At 63.7% G+C, this 18,799-nt stretch carries 22 protein-coding genes; 7 read left to right on the top strand and 15 right to left on the bottom strand.

The annotated features are described in order from the left end of the window. Positions 1–26 precede the first annotated feature (26 nt). Positions 27–920 carry a LysR substrate-binding domain-containing protein gene (locus PY254_RS15970; RefSeq protein WP_281013038.1) on the top strand — a complete coding sequence of 298 codons (894 nt, stop codon included), beginning with the start codon at positions 27–29 and terminating at the stop codon, positions 918–920. Between the two features lie 25 nt (positions 921–945). Here the strand turns inward: PY254_RS15970 and ptsP are convergent, their stop codons facing one another. The 12 genes from ptsP to PY254_RS15910 form a co-directional block, all read right to left on the bottom strand. Continuing rightward, the gene (ptsP, locus tag PY254_RS15965; RefSeq protein ID WP_281013037.1) at positions 946–2,691 is read right to left on the bottom strand and encodes a phosphoenolpyruvate--protein phosphotransferase; all 1,746 of its coding nucleotides are present in this window, start codon (positions 2,689–2,691) and stop codon (positions 946–948) included. Positions 2,692–2,824: 133 nt separating this feature from the next. Then, entirely contained in the window at positions 2,825–3,094 is a 270-nt protein-coding gene (locus PY254_RS15960) for an HPr family phosphocarrier protein (protein WP_281013036.1), read from the bottom strand. 8 nt (positions 3,095–3,102) lie between these two features. Next, on the bottom strand, positions 3,103–3,495 hold the full coding sequence (locus PY254_RS15955; protein ID WP_281013035.1) for a PTS sugar transporter subunit IIA: 393 nt from the start codon (positions 3,493–3,495) through the stop codon (positions 3,103–3,105). A gap of 37 nt (positions 3,496–3,532) precedes the next feature. After that, positions 3,533–4,438: an RNase adapter RapZ gene (gene rapZ / locus PY254_RS15950; RefSeq protein WP_281013034.1), complete on the bottom strand. Its 906-nt coding sequence runs from the start codon at positions 4,436–4,438 to the stop codon at positions 3,533–3,535. 4 nt (positions 4,439–4,442) lie between these two features. Beyond that, positions 4,443–5,393: an HPr(Ser) kinase/phosphatase gene (gene hprK, locus PY254_RS15945; RefSeq protein WP_281013033.1), complete on the bottom strand. Its 951-nt coding sequence runs from the start codon at positions 5,391–5,393 to the stop codon at positions 4,443–4,445. A gap of 144 nt (positions 5,394–5,537) precedes the next feature. Beyond that, the gene (gene raiA / locus PY254_RS15940; protein ID WP_281013032.1) at positions 5,538–5,861 is read right to left on the bottom strand and encodes a ribosome hibernation-promoting factor, HPF/YfiA family; all 324 of its coding nucleotides are present in this window, start codon (positions 5,859–5,861) and stop codon (positions 5,538–5,540) included. 159 nt (positions 5,862–6,020) lie between these two features. Beyond that, positions 6,021–7,478, bottom strand: a complete 1,458-nt coding sequence (locus PY254_RS15935; protein ID WP_281013031.1) for an RNA polymerase factor sigma-54 — start codon at positions 7,476–7,478, stop codon at positions 6,021–6,023. Positions 7,479–7,575: 97 nt separating this feature from the next. Further along, complete coding sequence (gene lptB / locus PY254_RS15930; protein ID WP_281013030.1) at positions 7,576–8,295, bottom strand: LPS export ABC transporter ATP-binding protein; 720 nt, start codon at positions 8,293–8,295, stop codon at positions 7,576–7,578. Positions 8,296–8,298: 3 nt separating this feature from the next. Beyond that, entirely contained in the window at positions 8,299–8,787 is a 489-nt protein-coding gene (gene lptA / locus PY254_RS15925; protein ID WP_281013028.1) for a lipopolysaccharide transport periplasmic protein LptA, read from the bottom strand. 28 nt (positions 8,788–8,815) lie between these two features. Then, positions 8,816–9,418 carry an LPS export ABC transporter periplasmic protein LptC gene (gene lptC / locus PY254_RS15920; protein ID WP_281013026.1) on the bottom strand — a complete coding sequence of 201 codons (603 nt, stop codon included), beginning with the start codon at positions 9,416–9,418 and terminating at the stop codon, positions 8,816–8,818. Next, complete coding sequence (locus PY254_RS15915) at positions 9,415–9,963, bottom strand: KdsC family phosphatase (RefSeq protein ID WP_281015249.1); 549 nt, start codon at positions 9,961–9,963, stop codon at positions 9,415–9,417. Before PY254_RS15915 ends, lptC begins: the two co-directional genes overlap by 4 nt. 80 nt (positions 9,964–10,043) lie before the next feature. Continuing rightward, positions 10,044–11,054, bottom strand: a complete 1,011-nt coding sequence (locus tag PY254_RS15910; protein WP_281013025.1) for a KpsF/GutQ family sugar-phosphate isomerase — start codon at positions 11,052–11,054, stop codon at positions 10,044–10,046. Positions 11,055–11,264: 210 nt separating this feature from the next. Here PY254_RS15910 and PY254_RS15905 point away from each other — a divergent pair, with 210 nt between their 5' ends. The 3 genes from PY254_RS15905 to PY254_RS15895 are packed head-to-tail and all read left to right on the top strand — an operon-like array spanning position 11,265 to position 13,175. Continuing rightward, positions 11,265–11,504 carry a BolA family protein gene (locus tag PY254_RS15905; protein WP_281013024.1) on the top strand — a complete coding sequence of 80 codons (240 nt, stop codon included), beginning with the start codon at positions 11,265–11,267 and terminating at the stop codon, positions 11,502–11,504. A 46-nt stretch (positions 11,505–11,550) separates the two neighbouring features. Then, positions 11,551–12,810 (top strand): UDP-N-acetylglucosamine 1-carboxyvinyltransferase, encoded by a 1,260-nt coding sequence (gene murA, locus PY254_RS15900; protein ID WP_281013023.1) that lies wholly within the window; start codon positions 11,551–11,553, stop codon positions 12,808–12,810. Between the two features lie 50 nt (positions 12,811–12,860). Then, positions 12,861–13,175 (top strand): TM2 domain-containing protein, encoded by a 315-nt coding sequence (locus tag PY254_RS15895; protein ID WP_281013022.1) that lies wholly within the window; start codon positions 12,861–12,863, stop codon positions 13,173–13,175. A gap of 84 nt (positions 13,176–13,259) precedes the next feature. On the opposite strand, the gene PY254_RS15890 is transcribed toward PY254_RS15895, so the two are convergent. The 3 genes from PY254_RS15890 to purM are packed head-to-tail and all read right to left on the bottom strand — an operon-like array spanning position 13,260 to position 15,708. Continuing rightward, on the bottom strand, positions 13,260–13,970 hold the full coding sequence (locus PY254_RS15890; RefSeq protein WP_281013021.1) for a DUF3108 domain-containing protein: 711 nt from the start codon (positions 13,968–13,970) through the stop codon (positions 13,260–13,262). Between the two features lie 35 nt (positions 13,971–14,005). Beyond that, a complete protein-coding gene (purN, locus tag PY254_RS15885; RefSeq protein WP_281013020.1) occupies positions 14,006–14,671 on the bottom strand; it encodes a phosphoribosylglycinamide formyltransferase in 666 nt (221 codons plus the stop codon). An 8-nt stretch (positions 14,672–14,679) separates the two neighbouring features. Beyond that, on the bottom strand, positions 14,680–15,708 hold the full coding sequence (gene purM, locus PY254_RS15880; protein ID WP_281013019.1) for a phosphoribosylformylglycinamidine cyclo-ligase: 1,029 nt from the start codon (positions 15,706–15,708) through the stop codon (positions 14,680–14,682). Positions 15,709–15,859: 151 nt separating this feature from the next. Here purM and PY254_RS15875 point away from each other — a divergent pair, with 151 nt between their 5' ends. The 3 genes from PY254_RS15875 to hda all read left to right on the top strand — a co-directional run bounded on the left by PY254_RS15875 (position 15,860) and on the right by hda (position 18,798). Next, the gene (locus PY254_RS15875; RefSeq protein ID WP_281013018.1) at positions 15,860–16,843 is read left to right on the top strand and encodes a DUF8605 domain-containing protein; all 984 of its coding nucleotides are present in this window, start codon (positions 15,860–15,862) and stop codon (positions 16,841–16,843) included. 84 nt (positions 16,844–16,927) lie between these two features. Beyond that, positions 16,928–18,094: an AI-2E family transporter gene (locus PY254_RS15870; RefSeq protein ID WP_281013017.1), complete on the top strand. Its 1,167-nt coding sequence runs from the start codon at positions 16,928–16,930 to the stop codon at positions 18,092–18,094. Then, the gene (gene hda / locus PY254_RS15865) at positions 18,091–18,798 is read left to right on the top strand and encodes a DnaA regulatory inactivator Hda (protein ID WP_281013016.1); all 708 of its coding nucleotides are present in this window, start codon (positions 18,091–18,093) and stop codon (positions 18,796–18,798) included. Before PY254_RS15870 ends, hda begins: the two co-directional genes overlap by 4 nt. Position 18,799 lies beyond the last annotated feature (1 nt).

The raw sequence follows: 18,799 nt of genomic DNA, 5'->3' as shown, positions 1-18,799 counted from the left end.
TGTGATTGGTTGTATAAGATTGACTGATGATCAATATCAGTCCGCGGCAGATGGATGTGTTCGTGCAGATCGCCTTGCTTGGCAGCGTGCGTGCCGCTGCCGAACGGCTGCACCTGACTCAGCCCGCGGCGAGCATGGCGCTGGCCGAGATGGAGCGACAACTCGATGCACCGGTGTTTGATCGTGAGCGCGGGCGGTTGCACTTGAACGCGCGTGGGCGCGAGTTGTTGCCGCTGGCGCAGGAGTTGCTGGAACGCCACGCCGAGTTTGGTCGACGTGGCCGTGAGGAAGGGGCGCTGCTGGGCGGTGAACTACGCATCGGGGCCAGCAATACGGTGGGCAACTATCTGGTTGGCGAATTGCTGGGTGGTTTCGTGCGCGCACATCCCCAGGTGGCGATCCGCTTGCGCGTGGCGAATACCGAGACGATTACCGCCGGTATGCTGGAACACAGTCTGGATATCAGCTGTGTCGAAGGCCCGGTGGCCAATCCCTTGCTTGAAGTGCGCCCGTGGCGCGAGGATTCATTGGTGGTTTGCGCGCCGCCCGAGCATCCGCTGGCACGCAAGCGGGGTTTGAAGCCGGCGGATTTTGCGGGTGCACGCTGGGTATTGCGCGAGCCCGGCTCGGCGACCCGAGCGACCACCGAGCGGGTGTTGTCGCAACTGCCGCCGGGCGAGACGGTGCTGGAGCTTGATCAGATCGAGGCGATCAAGCAGGCCGTGGTGGCGGGATTGGGTATTGCATGCCTGCCTTCGGTGGCGGTGGTCGATGCGCTGGCCACCGGGCGCTTGAAGGCATTGAAGACCCCGTTTCTCGATCTGAGCAGGAAACTGTCGCTGCTGCTGCATCGGCAGAAATATCGCGGTGCGCTGCTGGATGCCTTTCTCGAAAGCATTGAAGTCGAGCGCCTTCGCTGACGTCGCATCGCGTCGCCGACGCGGCTCAGGAAGGCTGTGCGCCATCCACGATTTTGCTCAGCATCGCGCCGACCTGCTCGTGCGTGTGCGCACGCATCAACTGAGCAAGATGGCGCCGCAGGTTGGCGTGATCCAGCGTGGCAAGGCGGTCGCGCACTTGCAGGATCTGCGCCGGATGCATGCTGAATTCGTTGAGGCCAAGCAGCAGAAGCAAGGCCGTGAAGTTCACGTCACCGGCGATTTCGCCGCACAGGCTGACCGGCTTTTTGGCCCGGCGGCCAGCACTGATCACGTGGGAAATCAGCCGCAGCAGGGCCGGTTGCAGCGGGCTGTAGATGTTGTCCAGCGCATCGTTGCCGCGGTCGGCGGCCAGCACGTATTGGGCGAGATCGTTGGTGCCGATGGCAAGGAAGTCGGCATATTCGAGCAGCGCGCGGACGTTGATTGCGGCGGCCGGCACTTCGATCATCGCGCCCAGCGGCAGCTTTTCCGGCAGGTCGATGCTTTCGCGTTTGAGGTCCTGGCGCGCGAGGTTGAACAGCGTGCGCACGGCGATCAACTCATCGGGCTGGGTCACCATCGGCACCAGCACGCGCACCGGCCCATAGCAGGCGGCGCGCAGAATGGCCCGGATCTGTGTGGTGAACACGGCGGGATAACGCAGTGACAGGCGCACGCCGCGCACACCGAGCGCGGGGTTGTCTTCGCCGCGCAGGCTGAGCCCGGCGGCGTCCGCCTTGTCGGCGCCCAGATCAAGTGTGCGGATCGTTACCGGCAGCCCGCCCATGCCCATCACCAGGTCGCGATAGGCGATGAACTGTTCGTCTTCCGAGGGCAGGCCCTTGTGCTTGAGGAACAGGAATTCAGTGCGATACAGGCCGACGCCATCAGCACCGCGTGCGCGCGCCATCGCCACGTCAGAGGGTGTTTCTGCATTGGCCAACAGCGCAACCTCGACGCCATCACGGGTGCGCGTGGGGGCATTGGCCAGCTTGGCCAGCCGTCGCCCCTCGTTTGCTGCCTGACGTTGCCAGGCGCGATAGCGGGACAAGTCTTGCGCGGTCGGATGGACGACGGCTTCACCACCTTCGGCGTCGAGCAGGATCAGGTCGTCGTCGTGGATATTGGAAAGGGCATCACGGGTGCCGACCAGCATCGGCAAGCCAAGGCTGCGCGCAAGGATGGCGCTGTGCGAATAGGCGCTGCCCGAACTGGCGACCACGCCGAGCAGGCCATTGCCGGCAAGCTGGGCCATGTCGCCCGGCGCGATGGAGTCGGCGACCAGGATCTCGCCCACCCGCGCGGCGAGTTTGCGTTCTTCCGGGCTGGTCTGCCGCTGCAAGGCGGAGATCACCCGGTTGATCACCTGTTCGACATCTTCCTTGCGGCTGCGCAGGTAGGGATCGTCCATGGCTTCGAACACGGCGGACAGACGGTCGCGCTGTTTCTTCAACGCGGCGCTGGCGCGGTAGTGGCCGATGCGGACCATGTCGTCCAGTCCACGCAGCAGTTCGGCATCGTCGAGCAGCAAGCTGTGCGCGTCGATGAATTCATTCACCTCGCGCGCCAGCGCGCCGTGCAGGCGACTGCGCAGTTCACGCAGTTCCTGCCGCGCCATGTCGAGAGCGTGATGCAGGCGTTGCAGCTCGGCCTCAACCTCATCTTCGCCCAACGGGCGGGTGTCGACGACATAGCGGCTGGGTTGTACCAGTCGCGCGCGTCCCAGCGCCATGCCGTGGGCCGCTACCGTGCCGGGCAGGATATGTCTCACGCATCGCTCCTTGCGTTGCTGATAGGGGGGCCGCCAAGAAGAGCGGACAGTGGCGCGCTCGCAGCAAGCGTGGCAGCGGGTCGTGCCGCGCTTGCGCTGGTTCCGGATTTCCGCTGCGCCGTACCCATCTGCCTTACGCTCCTTCGTCGAATTTCCGCTCGAACAGATCGACCACCGCGGTCATGACGGCCTCCTCGTCGGGGCCTTCCGCGCGAACCGTCAATGTACTGCCCAAACCGGCCGCCAGCATCATCACGCCCATGATGCTTTGCGCGTTGACCTCGCGGCCCTTGTTGATCAGCCATACGGTGGATTTGAAACCCTGCACCAGTTGCACGAGCTTTGCCGAGGCGCGGGCGTGCAGTCCGAGTTTGTTGGAGATGACAACTTCTTGTTCAATCATGGGAAGGATCAGGCATGGTCGATGAATATTCCCCCACGGCCACCGCTGGCTGCGATTTCGGCCAGTTCGTCCAAGGGTTTTTCGGAGTAGTTGAGCACGCGCAGCAGCATCGGCAGGTTGAGGCCTGACACGCACCGAAGGTGGATGCCGAGGGCGCCCAGCGACAGGCCGATATTGCACGGCGTGGCGCCGTAAAGGTCGGCCAGGATCAGCACACCGTCACCCTTGTCGAGGTCACGGGCGTGGTGGGCAGTGAGCGTGCGCATCACGTCAGGGTCGGCGCTGGGCGGAACCTCAACGGCAGCTACCTGCAGCGGCAATTTCGGCATCACGTGGTGTGCCGCCGAGATGATCGCCTTGCCGACCGCCTCGTGGGTCATCAACAGCACGCCGACGCTCATGGCTGCTGCTTCGCGCGGACTGCGGGAATCATGCGATTCAATCCAGTTCTCGGTGGAAAGTGAGCACGCCTTCGCGGGAGTCGCGATAGTAGGCGGCCAGCTTCTCGACCAGATAAACCGAGCGGTGCCGGCCTCCGGTGCAACCGATCGAGATGGTCACGTAGCTGCGATCGTCCTGTTCAAAACGAGGCAGCCAGGCATCCAGCCAGCGCGCGGTGTCGGCGAAGAATTCGTCGACCAGCGGCTGGGCTGCGAGGTATTGGCGTACCGGTTCGTCCTTGCCGGACAGCGGACGCAGATGAGCCTGCCAGTGCGGATTGGGCAGGCAGCGCGCGTCGAAGACGAAATCAGCATCCAGCGGCAGGCCGCGCTTGAACGCGAACGACTGGAACATCAGGGTCAGGCCTTCGGTGGACTCGGCGTAACCGGTGGCAACCAGGCGGCGCAGCTGATGCACGTTGAGTTCGCTGGAATCGATGACCTTTTCGGCGATCGCCATCAGCGGGCGCAGCAGCCTGCGCTCCACCGCGATGGCGTCGGCCAGCGACATGTCGCGGATGGCCAGCGGATGGCGCCGACGCGTTTCCGAATACCGTTTGATCAGCACCTCATCACGACAGTCCAGGAACACCAGGTGCACCTGGACGCCCGCACCGGCCAACTCGGACAGCACCTGTGGCATGTGCTGGAAATCCTCGCCCGTATTGCGTACGTCCACCCCGACGGCGATGCGTCGCGGCCGCCCGCGACGGTCACCGCTGGTCGCGGCGCTGACCAGTTGCGGCAGCAACACCGAGGGCAGGTTGTCGACGCAGTAGAACTCCAGGTCTTCCAGTGTGCGCAGCGCCACCGTCTTGCCCCCACCGGACATGCCGGTGAGTACGATCAGATGGATCTCGTTGGGATCGACCTGCGGGTTGAGCAGCGGAATGTTCTCGTTCATGCGATCACCAAGGGGGCAGGCGGCGCATCTGATGCGCCTGGCGGTCAATGAAGGTCTGTGCCGGGTCGATACCCTTGCTCTTCAGTGCGTGACTGCGCACGGCGGCCTCGACCAGCACGGCGAGGTTGCGGCCGGAGGCAACGGGCAGGGTGATCATCGGCACCTGCACGTCGAGCACGTCGCGATGGCCGATATCGCCGGTTAGGCGGGTCATGGCGTCGACGTCCTCGCCATCGCGCAGCGGTTTCAGATGGATCACCAGGCGCAGGTATTTGGACGTCTTTACCGACATGTGGCCAAACATCTCGCGCACGTTCAGCACGCCTAGCCCGCGCACTTCCAGCAGATCCTGCAGCAGTTCGGGGCAGGTGCCGTCGATCACGTCCGGCGCGATCAGGGTGAACTCGGTGGCATCGTCGGCCACCAGTCGATGGCCGCGGCTGATCAGTTCCAGCGCCAGTTCGCTCTTGCCCGAGCCCGCCTCGCCGGTGATCAGCACGCCGATCGAAAAGACTTCGAGGAAGACGCCGTGCAAGGTGACTTTCGCGGCGAGCATGCGGGCGAGGTGATATTGCAGGTAGGTCAGCAATTCGTGACCGCGCTTGGAACTGTTCCACAGCGGCGTTCCGGTTTCCTCGGCAACCTCGCGCAGGTCCGCCGGTATCGGCTGATCCTTGGTCACAATCAACGCCACCGGCTGGTAGGCAGCGATCTTGTGCATCACTTCCCAGCGCTGGCGCGAATCCAGACCGTCGAGGAAGTTCAGTTCTTCCGAGCCGATGATCTGGATTTTGTTCGGGTAGATGACGTTGAGGTAGCCGATCAACGATGGCCGGCGTGCTTGCGCCACGCCCGGTTCCAGCGCGCGCGACTCGCCACGCATGCCCGAGACCCAGCGCAAGGCCATGCGCTCGTGGACGTTGTCGTAGAGTTGTCGTGCGCTGATCCGATCCAAGTCTTGCGTCCTTTGTGCCGCGTACGGTTGCCCGGCAGGGCCTGACGGTCACATCACCATTGTGCCAGCTTGGGCGCAGGCACGCGTTGGAAAACGAGCGGCCCGCACAAGGCGGGCCGCTGCGGTTGAAAGGAGGAAGTGGAATCAGCCGTACTGGCGTTCTTCGCGCGCTTCGCGTTGATGCTTGTCGGCGACTTTTTCGCGGTGTTTGCGCAACTGTGCAACCAGCTTGTCGAACAGGATGTCGATCGAAGCGTACATGTCGGCTTCGGTGGCCTCGGCATGCAGGGTGGCGCCGATCACGTTCAGGGTGCCATCGGCGCGCTGCTGGAGCTTGTCGACGGAGAGCACGATGGCGAGGCTTATCAACTTCTCGTCGAGGCGCGTAAGGCGGTCGAGCTTGGCCGTGGCGTGTTCGCGCAAGGCCGGGGTGACTTCAATCTGCTGGCCGCTGAGTTGGAATTGCATGGGTCGCCTCCTCTGGTGGTGCAGTGCCGCATTTCGCGGCGGGTAGACATGCCGGGCCGGGTGGCGCCGGCGCATCGTCAAACATTCCTTGATGGAACAGATGTAACAGGTATGGGAGCGATTTTTCGTTAACCAAGTTCCTTCACGCAACAAAGTCGTTCAGCTGGCGCGCTGACGTTCGCTGGAGGTGGGAATGCGCAGGCCTTCCCGGTACTTGGCGACGGTACGACGGGCAACCTGAATGCCCTTGCGCTTCAACTCCTCTGCAATGGCGAGGTCGGATAGCGGTTTGCGCGGATCTTCGGCATCGATCAGTTTGCGCAGCATTGCCTGGATGGCGGTGGCAGACGCACTGCCGCCATCTTCGGTGGACACGCCGCTGGAGAAAAAATACTTCAGTTCAAAGGTGCCACGCGGCGTGTGCAGGTACTTGCGGGTGGTCACGCGGGAAATGGTCGACTCATGCATGCCGACTTCTTCGGCGACTTCACGCAATACCAGCGGATGCATGGCTTCGGGGCCGTAGTCCAGAAATGCACTCTGCCGCCGCACGATCGCGTCGGCGACCTTGAGCAGGGTTTCCGCGCGTGATTCCAGGCTCTTGATCAGCCAGCGGGCTTCCTGCAACTGACCGCGCATCCAGCTGGCGTCTTCGCCGCGGGCCTTGGCGATCAAGCCGCAGTAATGCTGGTTCAGGCCAAGCCGCGGCTGCGCATCGGCATTCAGACTGACCCGCCAGCGCGGGCCGTCACGCAAGGCGTAGACATCCGGCGCCACGTATTCGACCGGCGTGGTGTCCAGTGCCGCGCCCGGGCGCGGGTCGAGACTGCGGATAAGCACGGCGGCCTCGGCCACGTCGTCCGCTTCGGCGCGCAGGCGTCGCGCAAGCCGGACGATGTCGTTGCGGGCGAGCAGATCCAGTTCATGGTCGACAATCCGCAGCGCGAGGTCGCGTTGCGGTGTGTCCGGATCGAACTGTTCCAGCTGCACACGCAGGCAATCGCGCAGGTCCAGGCTGCCGACGCCGGCCGGGTCGAAACCCTGCAGCTGGTGACGCACGACTTCGATTTCGGCGATGCTGGCATTGAAATCGGCGGGCAGCGCGGCGATTACCGCGTCCAGTCCATCAATCAGGTAACCGGCGGGGTTCAACGCGTCGATCAGCACGGTGGCGATCAGATGCTGGCGCGGATTGAACGAGGCCAGATTGAGTTGCCACAGCAAGTGCTGTTGCAGGGTTTCCGGTGCGGCGTTTTGCGGTTCGAAGTCGTCGTCGCCACGCGAATTTGAACTCGAACTGCTGCCAGCACTGCTGGAAGAGAAGTCGATCGGCGACTCTGCGGGTCCGCCGCTATCAGCGGACCAGTCGCTTTCGTCCGCGCTGTCGGCGGTGGCCACGGTCTCGGCGCTGGGATAGTCGAACTCTGCGTCGCTGACCTCGGCGGACTCTTCGTCCTCGGCTTCCTCGGCGAACTCCAGCAAGGGATTGCTCTCGGCGATCTGCCGCAATTCGGCTTCCAGTTCCAGTTGCGACAGTTGCAGCAGGCGGATGGCCTGCTGCAATTGCGGCGTCAGCGTGAGCTGCTGGTGGAGGCGAAACTGTAATGCGGGTTTCATGCCAGCCGGGTCGAAAGGAGACGACTCCATCCTAACCCGTGCCAGCGGATGCGGCCATAGTTGAACGCGGAAGTGCTTCGGTGTCGCGACAGCTTCTTCAGAGCCGGAACTCGCGACCCAGATAGACTTCGCGAACTTTTTCGTCAGCCAGGATATGCGCCGGTGTGCCACGAGACAGCACCTCGCCCTCGTTGAGGATGTAGGCGCGATCGCAGATGCCCAGGGTTTCGCGCACGTTGTGGTCGGTGATCAGCACACCGATGCCGCGTTCCTTGAGGTGACGCACGATGCGCTGGATTTCGCCGACCGAGATCGGATCGACGCCGGCGAACGGTTCGTCCAGCAGCATGTAACGTGGATTGGCGGCCAGTGCACGGGCAATTTCCACCCGGCGTCGTTCACCGCCCGACAGGCTGACGCCTTTCTGTTCGGCAATATGGCCGATCTTCAGCTCGTCCAGCAGGTTTTCCAGCTCGGTCTGGCGTTGCGCCGAGCTGAGTCCGTCGCGCAGTTCCAGCACCGCCATGATGTTGTCGGCGACGCTGAGGCGCCGGAACACCGAGGCTTCCTGCGGCAGGTAGCCGATGCCCAGCTTGGCCCGCGCATGCATGGGCAGGCCGGTAATGTCGTGCTTGTCCAGCGTGATGCTGCCAGCGTCGGCTTCGATCAGGCCGACCACCATGTAGAAGCAGGTAGTCTTGCCGGCGCCGTTGGGACCCAGCAGGCCGACTACCTCGCCCTCACGGATCGAGAAGCCGAACTCACGCACAACCTGGCGCGACTTGAAACTTTTTTGCAGACGTTCGGCGGAAAGCATCGGTTACGGCTGTCCCTGTGGCTTTGGGGCAGGCGCGGCGGGTTTGGCCTTCGGGCGGAACGTCATGTGCACCAGGCCATCGCCATGGCTTTCGCCGCTCATCTGGCTGGTCTGGGTGTTGTAGGTCAGGGTGTCACCCTGCGCGCTGCCGCGACCTTTCTGGGTGACCGATGCATTGCCCGACAACACGGCAATCTGCTTGATGTTGTCGTAGTCCAGCGTAGCGGCTTCGCCCTGCATCAGATTGCCGTTGTCGTCGAGTTGCTCGATACGTGCCGGGGTGCCGGTGACGACGACGCGCGTGATGCTGTTGTTGTCGTCCAGATAGGCGGTGGCCAACGCGCCGGTCACCTTCATGGTGCCTTGGGTGAGCAGGACGTTGCCCTTGTAGTGGATGAGCCCGTTGGCTTGCTGGGTTGCGTCGAACGACTTGGCCGAGATGTTGGCGACCTTTTCGCGATCGTCCCGGCGCGCCATCGCGGGCTGCAGCATCAGCAGGCCGAGGCCCAGAATCGCGAGCTTAACCGCGCGGCTTGGCTGGCATGAACGTGCTGTGGACATCATCGAGCAACTCCAAGTGTTTGGTGGTGAGGTTGGCGCGCATGCCGACCCCGCTGATTGTAGAGGCTCCCTGAACGATCCGCGTTGGCGCAGCCGTTTCCAGGCGATTTTCCTTGGGCCATGCCGTTACGTCGGAACTTTGCAGGTTGGTCGCCGGCGTGCTGCCGAACGGTGGCCGGTGCATGTGCACCGGGCCTTGCAGCTTGATCTGCGTGCCTGCCTTGTTGACCCAGCCGTACAGCGACTGGCCCTGCCAGTCAGGTGTATTCGGCTGCTTTGCCGGCAATTGGAACGTAGGCGCATTGAGGTATAGCGAGTCGTCACCCTCACGGCGTTCCAGACGTGGCGATTGCAGATAGAAGCTGGGCTGCCCGATGGCATTGAACTCGGTCATTCGCGCGTCGATAAGGATATAGCCGGCACGCGGTGGGCCGACGAAGCTGTTGGTTTTTGGCGCTGGCCCGAGCCACCAGAGCAATAATTGGGCAATGCCGGCGACGAGTGCGAGGGCAACGGTCGCAGCCGGCAGACGGCGGTCGCGCAGCCACAGGCGCAGGCTCACCGCCAGCGCTCCCGTTCCGCGTTGCTGTCGCCGTGCGCGTGCAGGATCAGATCGCAGGCTTCGCGCGCCGCGCCCATGCCGCCACTCCGCGTAGTCCGCCAGTGTGCGGCTTCGGCGACCCACGGGTGCGCGTTGGCCACCGCAACCGCGAGGCCGGCGATATGCATGGGCGGCAGGTCGGGCAGATCGTCGCCGACAAATGCGGCCTGTTCAGGCATCAGGTGCAAGGCATCCAGCAGTTGGTGCAGGCAGGCGCGCTTGTCGCTCTGGCCCTGGTAGACATGATTGATGCCCAGTTCCTCCGCGCGCAGTGAAACCGGATGGCTGATGCGCGCAGTGATGATGGCGACCTCGATGCCGTTGGCCTGCAATCGTTTCAGGCCCAGTCCGTCGTGCACATGAAACACCTTGGTTTCGCGGCCATCCTCGCCATACCACAGGCGGCCGTCCGTCAGCGTGCCGTCCACGTCGAATACCGCCAGGCGGATTTTCGCGGCACGGGCGAGGATGTCGTCAGAGAGATTGGCGAGATAGCTTTCGGGCACGGGTTCAGGCACGGGGTTTGCGGAGGAAGGTCAGCGGTGAGGCTTGTTCGATTTAGTGGATTCGTCGAGACGAATCCGCATCAAACCACACGCGCACGGAGCAGATCATGAATGTTCAGCGCGCCGACCACGCGTTGCTCGTCGTCGACCACCAGCAGCGCGTGAATCTGGTACTTCTCCATCAATTGCGCCGCTTCGGCGGCCAGCTTGTCGGCGCCGATGGTCTTCGGTCCGCGAGTCATCAGGTCGGCGACGGTGGAGCCGCGCAGGTCGACGCCCTCGTCGTCCAGTGCGCGACGCAGATCACCATCGGTGAATACCCCGAGCAAGTGCTGTTCGGCGTCGACCACGGCGGTCATACCCAGATGCTTGCGGGTCATTTCGACCAGCGCGGCGGTGAGGCCGGCGTCGGGTGACACTTTCGGGACGTCGTCGCCGGTGTGCATCACGTCCTTGATGTGCAGCAGCAGGCGGCGGCCCAGAGCTCCGGCCGGGTGCGAGCGGGCAAAGTCGTCGGAGGTGAAGCCGCGTGCTTCCAGCAGCGCAATCGCCAGCGCATCACCCCAGACCAGCGCGACCGTGGTACTGGTGGTTGGCGCCAGGCCAAGCGGGCAGGCTTCGCTGGAGATACTGCCATCCAGGTGCACGTCGGCCTGGGTTGCCAGAGAGGAGCTTGTACGCCCGGTTATCGCAATCAGCGGAATGCCCTGGCGCTTGATTACCGGCAGAATCAGCAGCAGTTCGTCGGTTTCGCCGGAATACGACAGCGCCAGCACCACGTCCTGCGGCAGGATCATGCCGAGGTCGCCGTGGCTGGCTTCGCCCGGGTGCACGAAGAACGCGGGCGTGCCGGTGGAGGCCAGCGTGGCGGCGATTTTGCGGCCGATATGGCCTGACTTGCCCATGCCGCTGACCACCACACGCCCCGTGCAGTTCAGGATAAGTCGGCACGCTTCGACGAACTCCGGTCCGATGCGCGCGCCCAACGCCAACGCCGCAGCGGCTTCGGAGTTGACCACGGCGCGCGCGCTGCGCGTGATCAGGTCATGGTCCAGCGTGGTCGGTGCGGATGGGGCGATACGTGCGTTCATGTGGGCTCGATCAAGATGCTGCAGAAGATCCGGAAGGCCCAGGGGAGCCGCCCGGCTGCGCCTGTCGTGAGACAGGTGTCATTTCTGCGCCAGCAGATTTCCATTACCATGGCATCTTCGCATTTTAACGTCATAAGCCAGCGCAATGGATTCCGAACACCCCGGAATCTGCCCCCAGCTGGCCGACCTAACCGTATGGAACACTCTCCGATGGACTCCAGCCGCATCCAGGCGATGATCGAACAAGGCCTGCCCGGTGCCCAGGTGGAAGTCAGTGGCGCCGACGGCGTGCATTTCGAGGCCACCGTGGTGGCCAGCCAGTTTGCCGGCAAGCTGCCGCTGGCGCGGCACCGGCTGGTGTACGCCACGTTGGGCGAGCAGATGGGCGGCGCGATCCACGCGCTGGCGTTGACCACCCGGACCCCCGAGGAAGTTGCGGCGCGCCGTTGAAGGCTGCAGCTGCACTCTCTTTCCACGTTTCATTGAAGGACTTTCGATGGCCAAGATCCTGATCAGCGGCGGAACGCCGCTCAACGGCGAGGTCGCCATTTCCGGCGCCAAGAATGCCGTATTGCCGATCCTCGCCGCCTGCCTGCTGGCTGATGAGCCGGTCAGCATTGGAAATGTGCCGCACCTGCACGACGTCACCACCTTTATCGAACTGCTCGGCCAGATGGGCGTGCGGCTGGTGCTGGACGATCGCATGAAGATGCATATCGATCCACGCACCACCAGCACCTGTGTGGCGCCTTACGATCTGGTACGCACGATGCGTGCGTCGATCCTGGTGCTGGGTCCGCTGGTGGCGCGTTTTGGTCAGGCGGAAGTTTCGCTGCCGGGCGGTTGCGCCATCGGATCGCGTCCGGTCGACCAGCACATCCGTGGCCTGCAGGCGCTGGGCGCCGAGATCACGGTCGAAAACGGCTACATCAAGGCGAAGGCGTCGCGTTTGAAGGGCGCCCGTATTGTGATGGACATGGTCACCGTCACCGGTACCGAAAACATCATGATGGCGGCCGCGCTGGCGCAAGGCACCACGGTGATCGAGAACGCTGCACAAGAGCCCGAAGTGGTGGATCTGGCCCACTGCCTGATCGCGATGGGTGCGCAGATCGAAGGCGTCGGCACTTCGACCATGGTGATTCACGGTGTCGAGCGACTGCACGGTGCCCAGCACGATGTACTGCCCGACCGCATCGAAACCGGCACCTATCTGGTCGGTGCGGCGATGACCGGCGGCAAGGTGCGTGCCCGGCATGCCCGGGCCAATACGTTGGAGGCGGTGCTGGCCAAGCTGGAAGAAGCGGGTGCGCATATCTCCACCGGCGACGACTGGATCGAGCTGGACATGGGTGGGCGCCGGCCCAAGGCCGTCAACATCAGCACCGCGCCGTACCCGGCATTTCCCACCGACATGCAGGCGCAGTTCACCGCGCTGAACTGCGTGGCCGAAGGCACCGGCATCGTGACCGAAACGGTGTTCGAAAATCGCTTCATGCATGCGCAGGAACTGCAGCGTCTGGGTGCCAACATCCAGCTCGAAGGCAATACCGCCGTGATCCAGGGCGTGGCCCAGATGAGTGGCGCGCCGATCATGGCCACCGACCTGCGTGCTTCGGCCTGCCTGGTGTTGGCCGGTCTGGTCGCCAAGGGCGACACCATCGTCGATCGCGTCTATCACATCGACCGCGGCTACGAGAACATCGAAGAGAAGCTCGGCGTGCTTGGCGCGAAGATCAGGCGTTTGCCGAACTGATCAGGGCGAACGGGTGACGCCTGAAATCACCCGGCAAACAGGGGAAGTTCATGGGGATGGTGTTTTGTCGGGGTTGTGGCAAGGAGATTCACAGTACGGCGGTTACCTGCCCGCAATGCGGTGCGCCGCAGGGTAATGTGGTTCCTCAGTCGGCAAGCAGCAAGCGGATACTGCCGGCCTTTTTGCTCTGTTTCTTTCTTGGATGCTTTGGCATCCATCGATTTTACGTGGGCAAAGTAGGGACTGGGATTCTGCAGCTCATTACTTTGGGTGGCTTTGGAATCTGGGCGCTGATCGACTTCATCATCATTCTGTGCGGCAGCTTCACCGATTCCGACGGAAACCGAATCACGCAGTGGACCTGATGGGTTGAATGATGGTTCCGGCGGGGCGCGACTATTCGCGTCCCGTGGGGTTTTTGCAGCAGGAGTTCAGAGCGTTGGTGAATTTCACCGGGTCGTGTAGCTCACCAACTCCATCACCAGATCGCCGCCGTCATGCTGTGAAATCTTCACTGGCAGCAGATAGCGGTCAGCGGCGTACCACGCGCTGAAACCGTGGTCGGCGTCGGTGCGGTCGACGCGCTCGGCATTGAACCTGCCGGCAGGCACCGTGACCGTTTCCCTGCCAATGACCTCGAAGTTCTGCGTCTGCACTTCCTGGCGCACCGCTACGGGCAGTGCAATCTGCTGTTGACCATTGCGCAGCGCCAGTCCCAGCGCCAGCGCCAGGGTGTTGCGCTCGACCATGCCGGGACTGGCCGGATAGCTCTGCTTGCCCTTGCCTTCGTCGACACTGACTCGGTTGTTGGTCCAGTCGACGACCAGGTGGCGTTGCTTGTGCTTTATCGCCGCCTGCATTTCGTAGTCGTAGCTAATGGCTTCGGGCACGTCGCCTTTCCAGCGGAAGCGCGAGGATTCGCTGACGTTGGCGCCGAGCATGGCGGCAAGTCCGGACGTGCCCTTGACGTTCTTGCTGTAAAGCCACTGACCGTTGCCGGCAGCGCGCAACTGAATCGTGGCTACGCCCATCGGTTCTCCGCCACGCAGCACGTTGTAGGTGGCGCTGAATGCCTTGGCTGGCGAGGTGGCGGCCATGGCTGGCGTGGCAAACAACAGGCCAAGACCGAGCAGGGCGGTGAGCAGGGATCGAATAGTCATGGGCCCAAGTCTGCTTGCGCGGGACTGAACCAGCTTTAAGGCTGCAGGCCGTGCTCACTCAGTTGCAGCGGGATCAACAGTGGCTGGCCATCGAATCGCGGCGCTTGTTCATGCCACTGCAGCCGGCCGCTGGCCAGTTCGGCCAGCACTGCCGGTAGCAGGCGATGTTCCAGTGGCAGCAGTCGCTCGGCCAGCGACTGTTCGGTGTCGCCAGCGATGATCGGCAGGCGTGCCTGTGCTATCACCGGCCCGCCATCGAGTTCCGCGGTGATGAAATGCACGCTGGCGCCGTGTTCGGCGTCACCTGCCGCCAATGCGCGGCGATGAGTATGCAGGCCGGGATACTTCGGCAGTAACGAGGGATGGATGTTGATGATGCGACCCAGCCAGGGCGCCAGTGCCTCGCCATCGAGGATGCGCATGAAGCCGGCCAGCACCAGCCAGTGGGCACCGCTGGCGCTGATACGGGCGAACAGCTCCAGGTCGAACGCGCGGCGATCCGGATAGCTGCGCGGGTCCAAAGCAAGAGTGGGGATGTTCGCCGCCTCGGCCAGTCGCAAGGCGCCGGCGGCCGCCTTGTCACTACCGACCAGCACGAAGTCGACCGGCAACTCTCCGCGCTCGCGCGCGTCGAGCAGCGCGGCGAGGTTGCTGCCGCGCCCGGATGCGAGCACGGCCACTTTCACAGAGGTATCGGACACGGAACGGATCAGCCGATGTGCACGCGTTCGTCGCCCTGCGCGGGCACGATTTCACCGATGACCGCACTGGCCAGACCGTGCTTTGCGAGCAGGGCGGAAGCGGCGGCAACCGCGTCGCGCGGCAGGATCACGGTGAAGCCGACGCCGCAGTTGAATGTGCGCCACATTTCCTCGCGCGCCACCTTGCCTTCGCGCATCAGCCAATCGAACACCGGCGGCAACACGATGGCTGATGCCTGCAGCGCGATGCCGAGGCCATCCGGCACTACGCGGATGATGTTTTCTTTCAGGCCGCCACCGGTGATGTGGGCCATGCCGTGCACCGGGCTTTCCTTCAACAACTCCAGCATGGGCTTGACGTAGATCGTGGTCGGCACCATCAGCGCATCGACCAGCTTTACGCCACCGAGGTCGAGATCGAGTGGGCTGCCTGCGCGTTCGAGGATCTTGCGCACCAGCGAATAACCGTTCGAATGCGGGCCGCTGGAGGCGACGCCGAGAATCACGTCGCCGGCGACGATCGCTTCGCCGGTGAGCATCTGCGATTTTTCGACGGCGGCCACGGTGAAGCCGGCCAGGTCGTATTCGCCCGGCGGATACATGTCCGGCATCTCGGCGGTTTCTCCGCCGATCAACGCGCAACCGGCCAGTTCGCAGCCGGTGGCGATGCCGCTGACCACCGCCGCCGCGGTATCCACGTCCAGCTTGCCGGTGGCGAAGTAGTCGAGAAAGAACAGCGGCTCGGCGCCCTGCACCAAGACGTCGTTGACGCACATGCCGACCAGGTCGATGCCGATGGTGTCGTGGCGATTGAGCATCTGCGCCAGTTTCAGTTTGGTGCCCACGCCATCGGTACCGGAAACCAGCACCGGTTCCTTGTAACGGCCGCTCAGGTCGAACAGGCCGCCGAAGCCGCCCAGGCCGCCCATCACTTCGGGGCGCAAGGTACGCTTGACCATTGGCTTGATGCGTTCGACCAGCGCATTGCCGGCATCGATATCGACGCCGGCGGCGCGGTAGGTGAGGGCGTCAGACATGGCGAAAACCGGGGTGGATTAAACGCGCAAGTTTAGCAGCTTGCGGCCACGTTGCCGCCCACCGCATTTGCCTCTGCCAACGCCCGTGATGGACGCTGGAGACACTATTGGGCAGACTTCCCGGGAGAATTCTCCTGAAGATGCCTGCCCCATGCGCGTGTTTCGATTGCTGATTGTCACCTTGTTGCTGGCTTTTGCGGCCTTGCCGTCGCTGCATGCCCAAGCTGCCGGCTCGCCGTATTCGGTCGTTGTGCCGGTGGCGGATACCAGCGACGCCCAGCGCAATCAGGCGTTCGCCACTGCACTCAGCCAGGTGCTGACACGGGTCGCGGGCGGGCAGGATCTGCGCAGCAACGCTGGTTATGCCGATGCGCTGGGCAATGCAGCCTCGCTGGTGCAGAAGTTTCAATATCAGCGCGCAGCGACCGGGCTGATCCTGAATGTGGACTTCGAATCAGGCGCGGTACGGCGCCTGGTATCGAAGCTGGGCGTGCAGAGCGCGGGCATCAAACCGCCCGTGCTGCTGCTGGTGCAGGACAGCAGTGGACACTTGCTGGACCATGCCGCACTGGCCGACCTGGCCGCCTCCGCTGCCGCGCGCGGCACCAATGTGGTGTATCCCGATACCGCCAATCTGCCCGATTCGGCCAAAGTGGCGGCCGCCGATCCCGCGGCACTGGCATTGATCAACCGGCAGTACCGGACCGGCTTGGTGTTGCTTGGCACGGTGCACGGCGATGGCGCCGACTGGACCTTGATCTCCGGTGGTCAGGCGCAGCATTGGGTGGCGCGCGGCACCAGCGTTGCCGGCCTGCTCGGCGATGCGGGCAATGGACTGGTCGACCGCCTGGGCAAACAGCTCAACGTGATTGGTTCCGGGCCCAGCGAAGGCAAGCTATGGGTCAGCGGGCTGGACAACGCGACGGCCTACGCCAACCTGCTGGCTGCGTTGCAGAATGATCCTACGGTCAAGCAGGTACAGACGGTGGCCGCGCAGAATGACGCCGTGTTGCTGGACGTCCAGGCCACGGTGCCGATCAGTGCGCTGGCAGCGAACCTGGCCGCAGGTGGTCACCTGTTGTTGCAGGGAGAGCCGCACCCGGGAGCGGACGCCAATCTGCGCTGGTTGCGTTGACCCGATGAAAGGCTTGCGCACCATGCCATGCATCCCGACATGCTTTTTCCAAACGGGTGATTTTTACCTGCAGGGGCGCGTGAAGTGAATCACGACAGGGACATTTCGCGTCGCTGGCAGCTGCTCGCCATTGTGGCGGTGATCGGCTACCTGCTCTGGCTGCTCGGGCCGGTGCTGATGCCATTCGCGATCGCCGGGATGTTCGCCTATCTCGGTGATCCGCTGGCCGACCGGCTGGAGCGGCTCGGGCTGAACCGGATGTGGTCGGCGACGATCGTGTTCGTGGTGATCATGGTGGCCGTGGTTGGCGTGCTGTTGCTCTTGATTCCGCTGATTGCGCGCCAGGTCGAGAACCTGGTCAGCAACCTGCCGCGCTATGGCGACTGGGCGCAAAACACCGCGTGGCCGTGGCTGCAGGCGCGTCTGCATCTGGACCCGCACACCTTCGACAGCGATCGTATGCTGAGTGCAATCAAGGAGCACATCGGCTCGATCGGCGGTGTCGCCACGGTCGTGATCGGCAAGGTCTCGCGCTCGGGTGTGGGCATCGCCATGTGGCTGACCAACCTGGTGCTGATTCCGGTGGTGGCGTTCTATCTGCTGCGCGACTGGGATCGGCTGGTGGCCAAGGTCGACGGCATGCTGCCGCGCTCGATCCAGCCGACCATCGCCCATCTGGCCAGCGAATCGGACAAAATCCTTGGCGCCTTCGTGCGTGGTCAGATGCTGGTGATGCTCGCGCTGGGTACTTTCTACGGCGTTGGCCTCGGTCTGGTCGGATTGTCGGTAGGCCTGCTGATCGGCTTGGTGGCGGGCTTGCTCAGCTTTGTGCCGTACCTGGGTTTCATCATCGGTTTTGTTGCGGCGATCATCGCGGCACTGGTGCAATACGGCGACTGGACCCACGTGCTGCTGGTCTGCGGCGTGTTCGCTGTCGGCCAGTTGCTGGAAGGCTATGTACTGGTACCCAAGCTGGTCGGTGACAAGATCGGCCTGCATCCGGTGGCGGTGATGTTTGCGGTGCTGGCGGGTGGTTATCTGTTCGGTTTCCTCGGTGTGCTGCTGGCACTGCCGGCGGCGTCGGTGATCATGGTGTTGCTGCGCTATCTGATCGAGCGCTATCGGATGAGTGAGCTTTACAACGAAGAAGGTCCGGACGATCCGGTGATCGCCGAGGTCGACGCAGTCACCGAACCGGCTGGCGGGGATGTCGTTGTCGTGCTGCCCACGGATCAGCCACCGTCACCATGATTCCGCAGTTGCCGCTCGCCCTGCGCTGGCCACGTCGCCAGCGCTTCGAACATTTCCACGCCGGCATGAATGCCGCTGCTCTGGCCGCGGTACAGACTCTTGCGTCGCAGGTCGGCGCGCCGTGGGTGTATCTCGCTGGCGCCGCCGGCAGTGGCAAGAGTCATCTGCTGATGGCCGCCTGCCACGCGGCCAATGCGACCGGTCGCACCGTGCAATACCTGCCACTCGCCAGGTTGACCGATCAAGCCGCAGCGATTCGTGGTGTCGCCGGCAGCGAACTGTTGGCGCTGGATGATCTGCAGGCGATCGCGGGTAATCGCGAGGCCGAACATGCGCTGTTTGATCTCTACAACCAGGCCAGGGCCGAAGGCACCGCGTTGCTGTTCACTGCCGACGCCACGCCGACGCAGCTGGCACTGGGTTTGCCGGACCTGCGCTCGCGCCTCGGCGCGTGCACGCAGTTTGCCTTGAAGACGTTGGACGACGCCGAGCGCCGCGAGGTGCTCAAAGAGCAGGCAGGCTTGCGCGGCATCCAGCTTGACGAAGTGGTGCTCGACTGGCTGTTCGCCCGCTACGCGCGTGATCTCGGCGCCCTGCTGGACCTGCTCGATCGGCTGGACCAGGCTTCGCTGGCGGCGCAGCGGCGGATCACCGTGCCGTTCCTGCGCGAGTTCCTGCGCGAGGCCGGCGAGCCGGCGAGTTGAG

Source organism: Rhodanobacter sp. AS-Z3 (assembly GCF_029224025.1).
GTDB lineage: Bacteria > Pseudomonadota > Gammaproteobacteria > Xanthomonadales > Rhodanobacteraceae > Rhodanobacter.
Note: the sequence above shows the minus strand (reverse complement) of the source record. Positions and strands in the feature narration are given on the sequence as shown.

What these genes read in the sequence shown, in the direction of transcription:
- PY254_RS15935 (WP_281013031.1), bottom strand. Translation starts at nt 7,478, where the DNA reads ATGAAACCCGCATTACAGTTTCGCCTCCACCAGCAGCTCACGCTGACG.
- hda (WP_281013016.1), top strand. Translation starts at nt 18,091, where the DNA reads ATGATTCCGCAGTTGCCGCTCGCCCTGCGCTGGCCACGTCGCCAGCGC.
- PY254_RS15955 (WP_281013035.1), bottom strand. Translation starts at nt 3,495, where the DNA reads ATGAGCGTCGGCGTGCTGTTGATGACCCACGAGGCGGTCGGCAAGGCG.
- PY254_RS15890 (WP_281013021.1), bottom strand. Translation starts at nt 13,970, where the DNA reads ATGACTATTCGATCCCTGCTCACCGCCCTGCTCGGTCTTGGCCTGTTG.
- lptA (WP_281013028.1), bottom strand. Translation starts at nt 8,787, where the DNA reads ATGCTGCAGCCCGCGATGGCGCGCCGGGACGATCGCGAAAAGGTCGCC.
- PY254_RS15970 (WP_281013038.1), top strand. Translation starts at nt 27, where the DNA reads ATGATCAATATCAGTCCGCGGCAGATGGATGTGTTCGTGCAGATCGCC.
- PY254_RS15960 (WP_281013036.1), bottom strand. Translation starts at nt 3,094, where the DNA reads ATGATTGAACAAGAAGTTGTCATCTCCAACAAACTCGGACTGCACGCC.
- murA (WP_281013023.1), top strand. Translation starts at nt 11,551, where the DNA reads ATGGCCAAGATCCTGATCAGCGGCGGAACGCCGCTCAACGGCGAGGTC.
- purM (WP_281013019.1), bottom strand. Translation starts at nt 15,708, where the DNA reads ATGTCTGACGCCCTCACCTACCGCGCCGCCGGCGTCGATATCGATGCC.
- PY254_RS15910 (WP_281013025.1), bottom strand. Translation starts at nt 11,054, where the DNA reads ATGAACGCACGTATCGCCCCATCCGCACCGACCACGCTGGACCATGAC.
- PY254_RS15895 (WP_281013022.1), top strand. Translation starts at nt 12,861, where the DNA reads ATGGGGATGGTGTTTTGTCGGGGTTGTGGCAAGGAGATTCACAGTACG.
- PY254_RS15875 (WP_281013018.1), top strand. Translation starts at nt 15,860, where the DNA reads ATGCGCGTGTTTCGATTGCTGATTGTCACCTTGTTGCTGGCTTTTGCG.
- raiA (WP_281013032.1), bottom strand. Translation starts at nt 5,861, where the DNA reads ATGCAATTCCAACTCAGCGGCCAGCAGATTGAAGTCACCCCGGCCTTG.
- rapZ (WP_281013034.1), bottom strand. Translation starts at nt 4,438, where the DNA reads ATGAACGAGAACATTCCGCTGCTCAACCCGCAGGTCGATCCCAACGAG.
- lptB (WP_281013030.1), bottom strand. Translation starts at nt 8,295, where the DNA reads ATGCTTTCCGCCGAACGTCTGCAAAAAAGTTTCAAGTCGCGCCAGGTT.
- PY254_RS15905 (WP_281013024.1), top strand. Translation starts at nt 11,265, where the DNA reads ATGGACTCCAGCCGCATCCAGGCGATGATCGAACAAGGCCTGCCCGGT.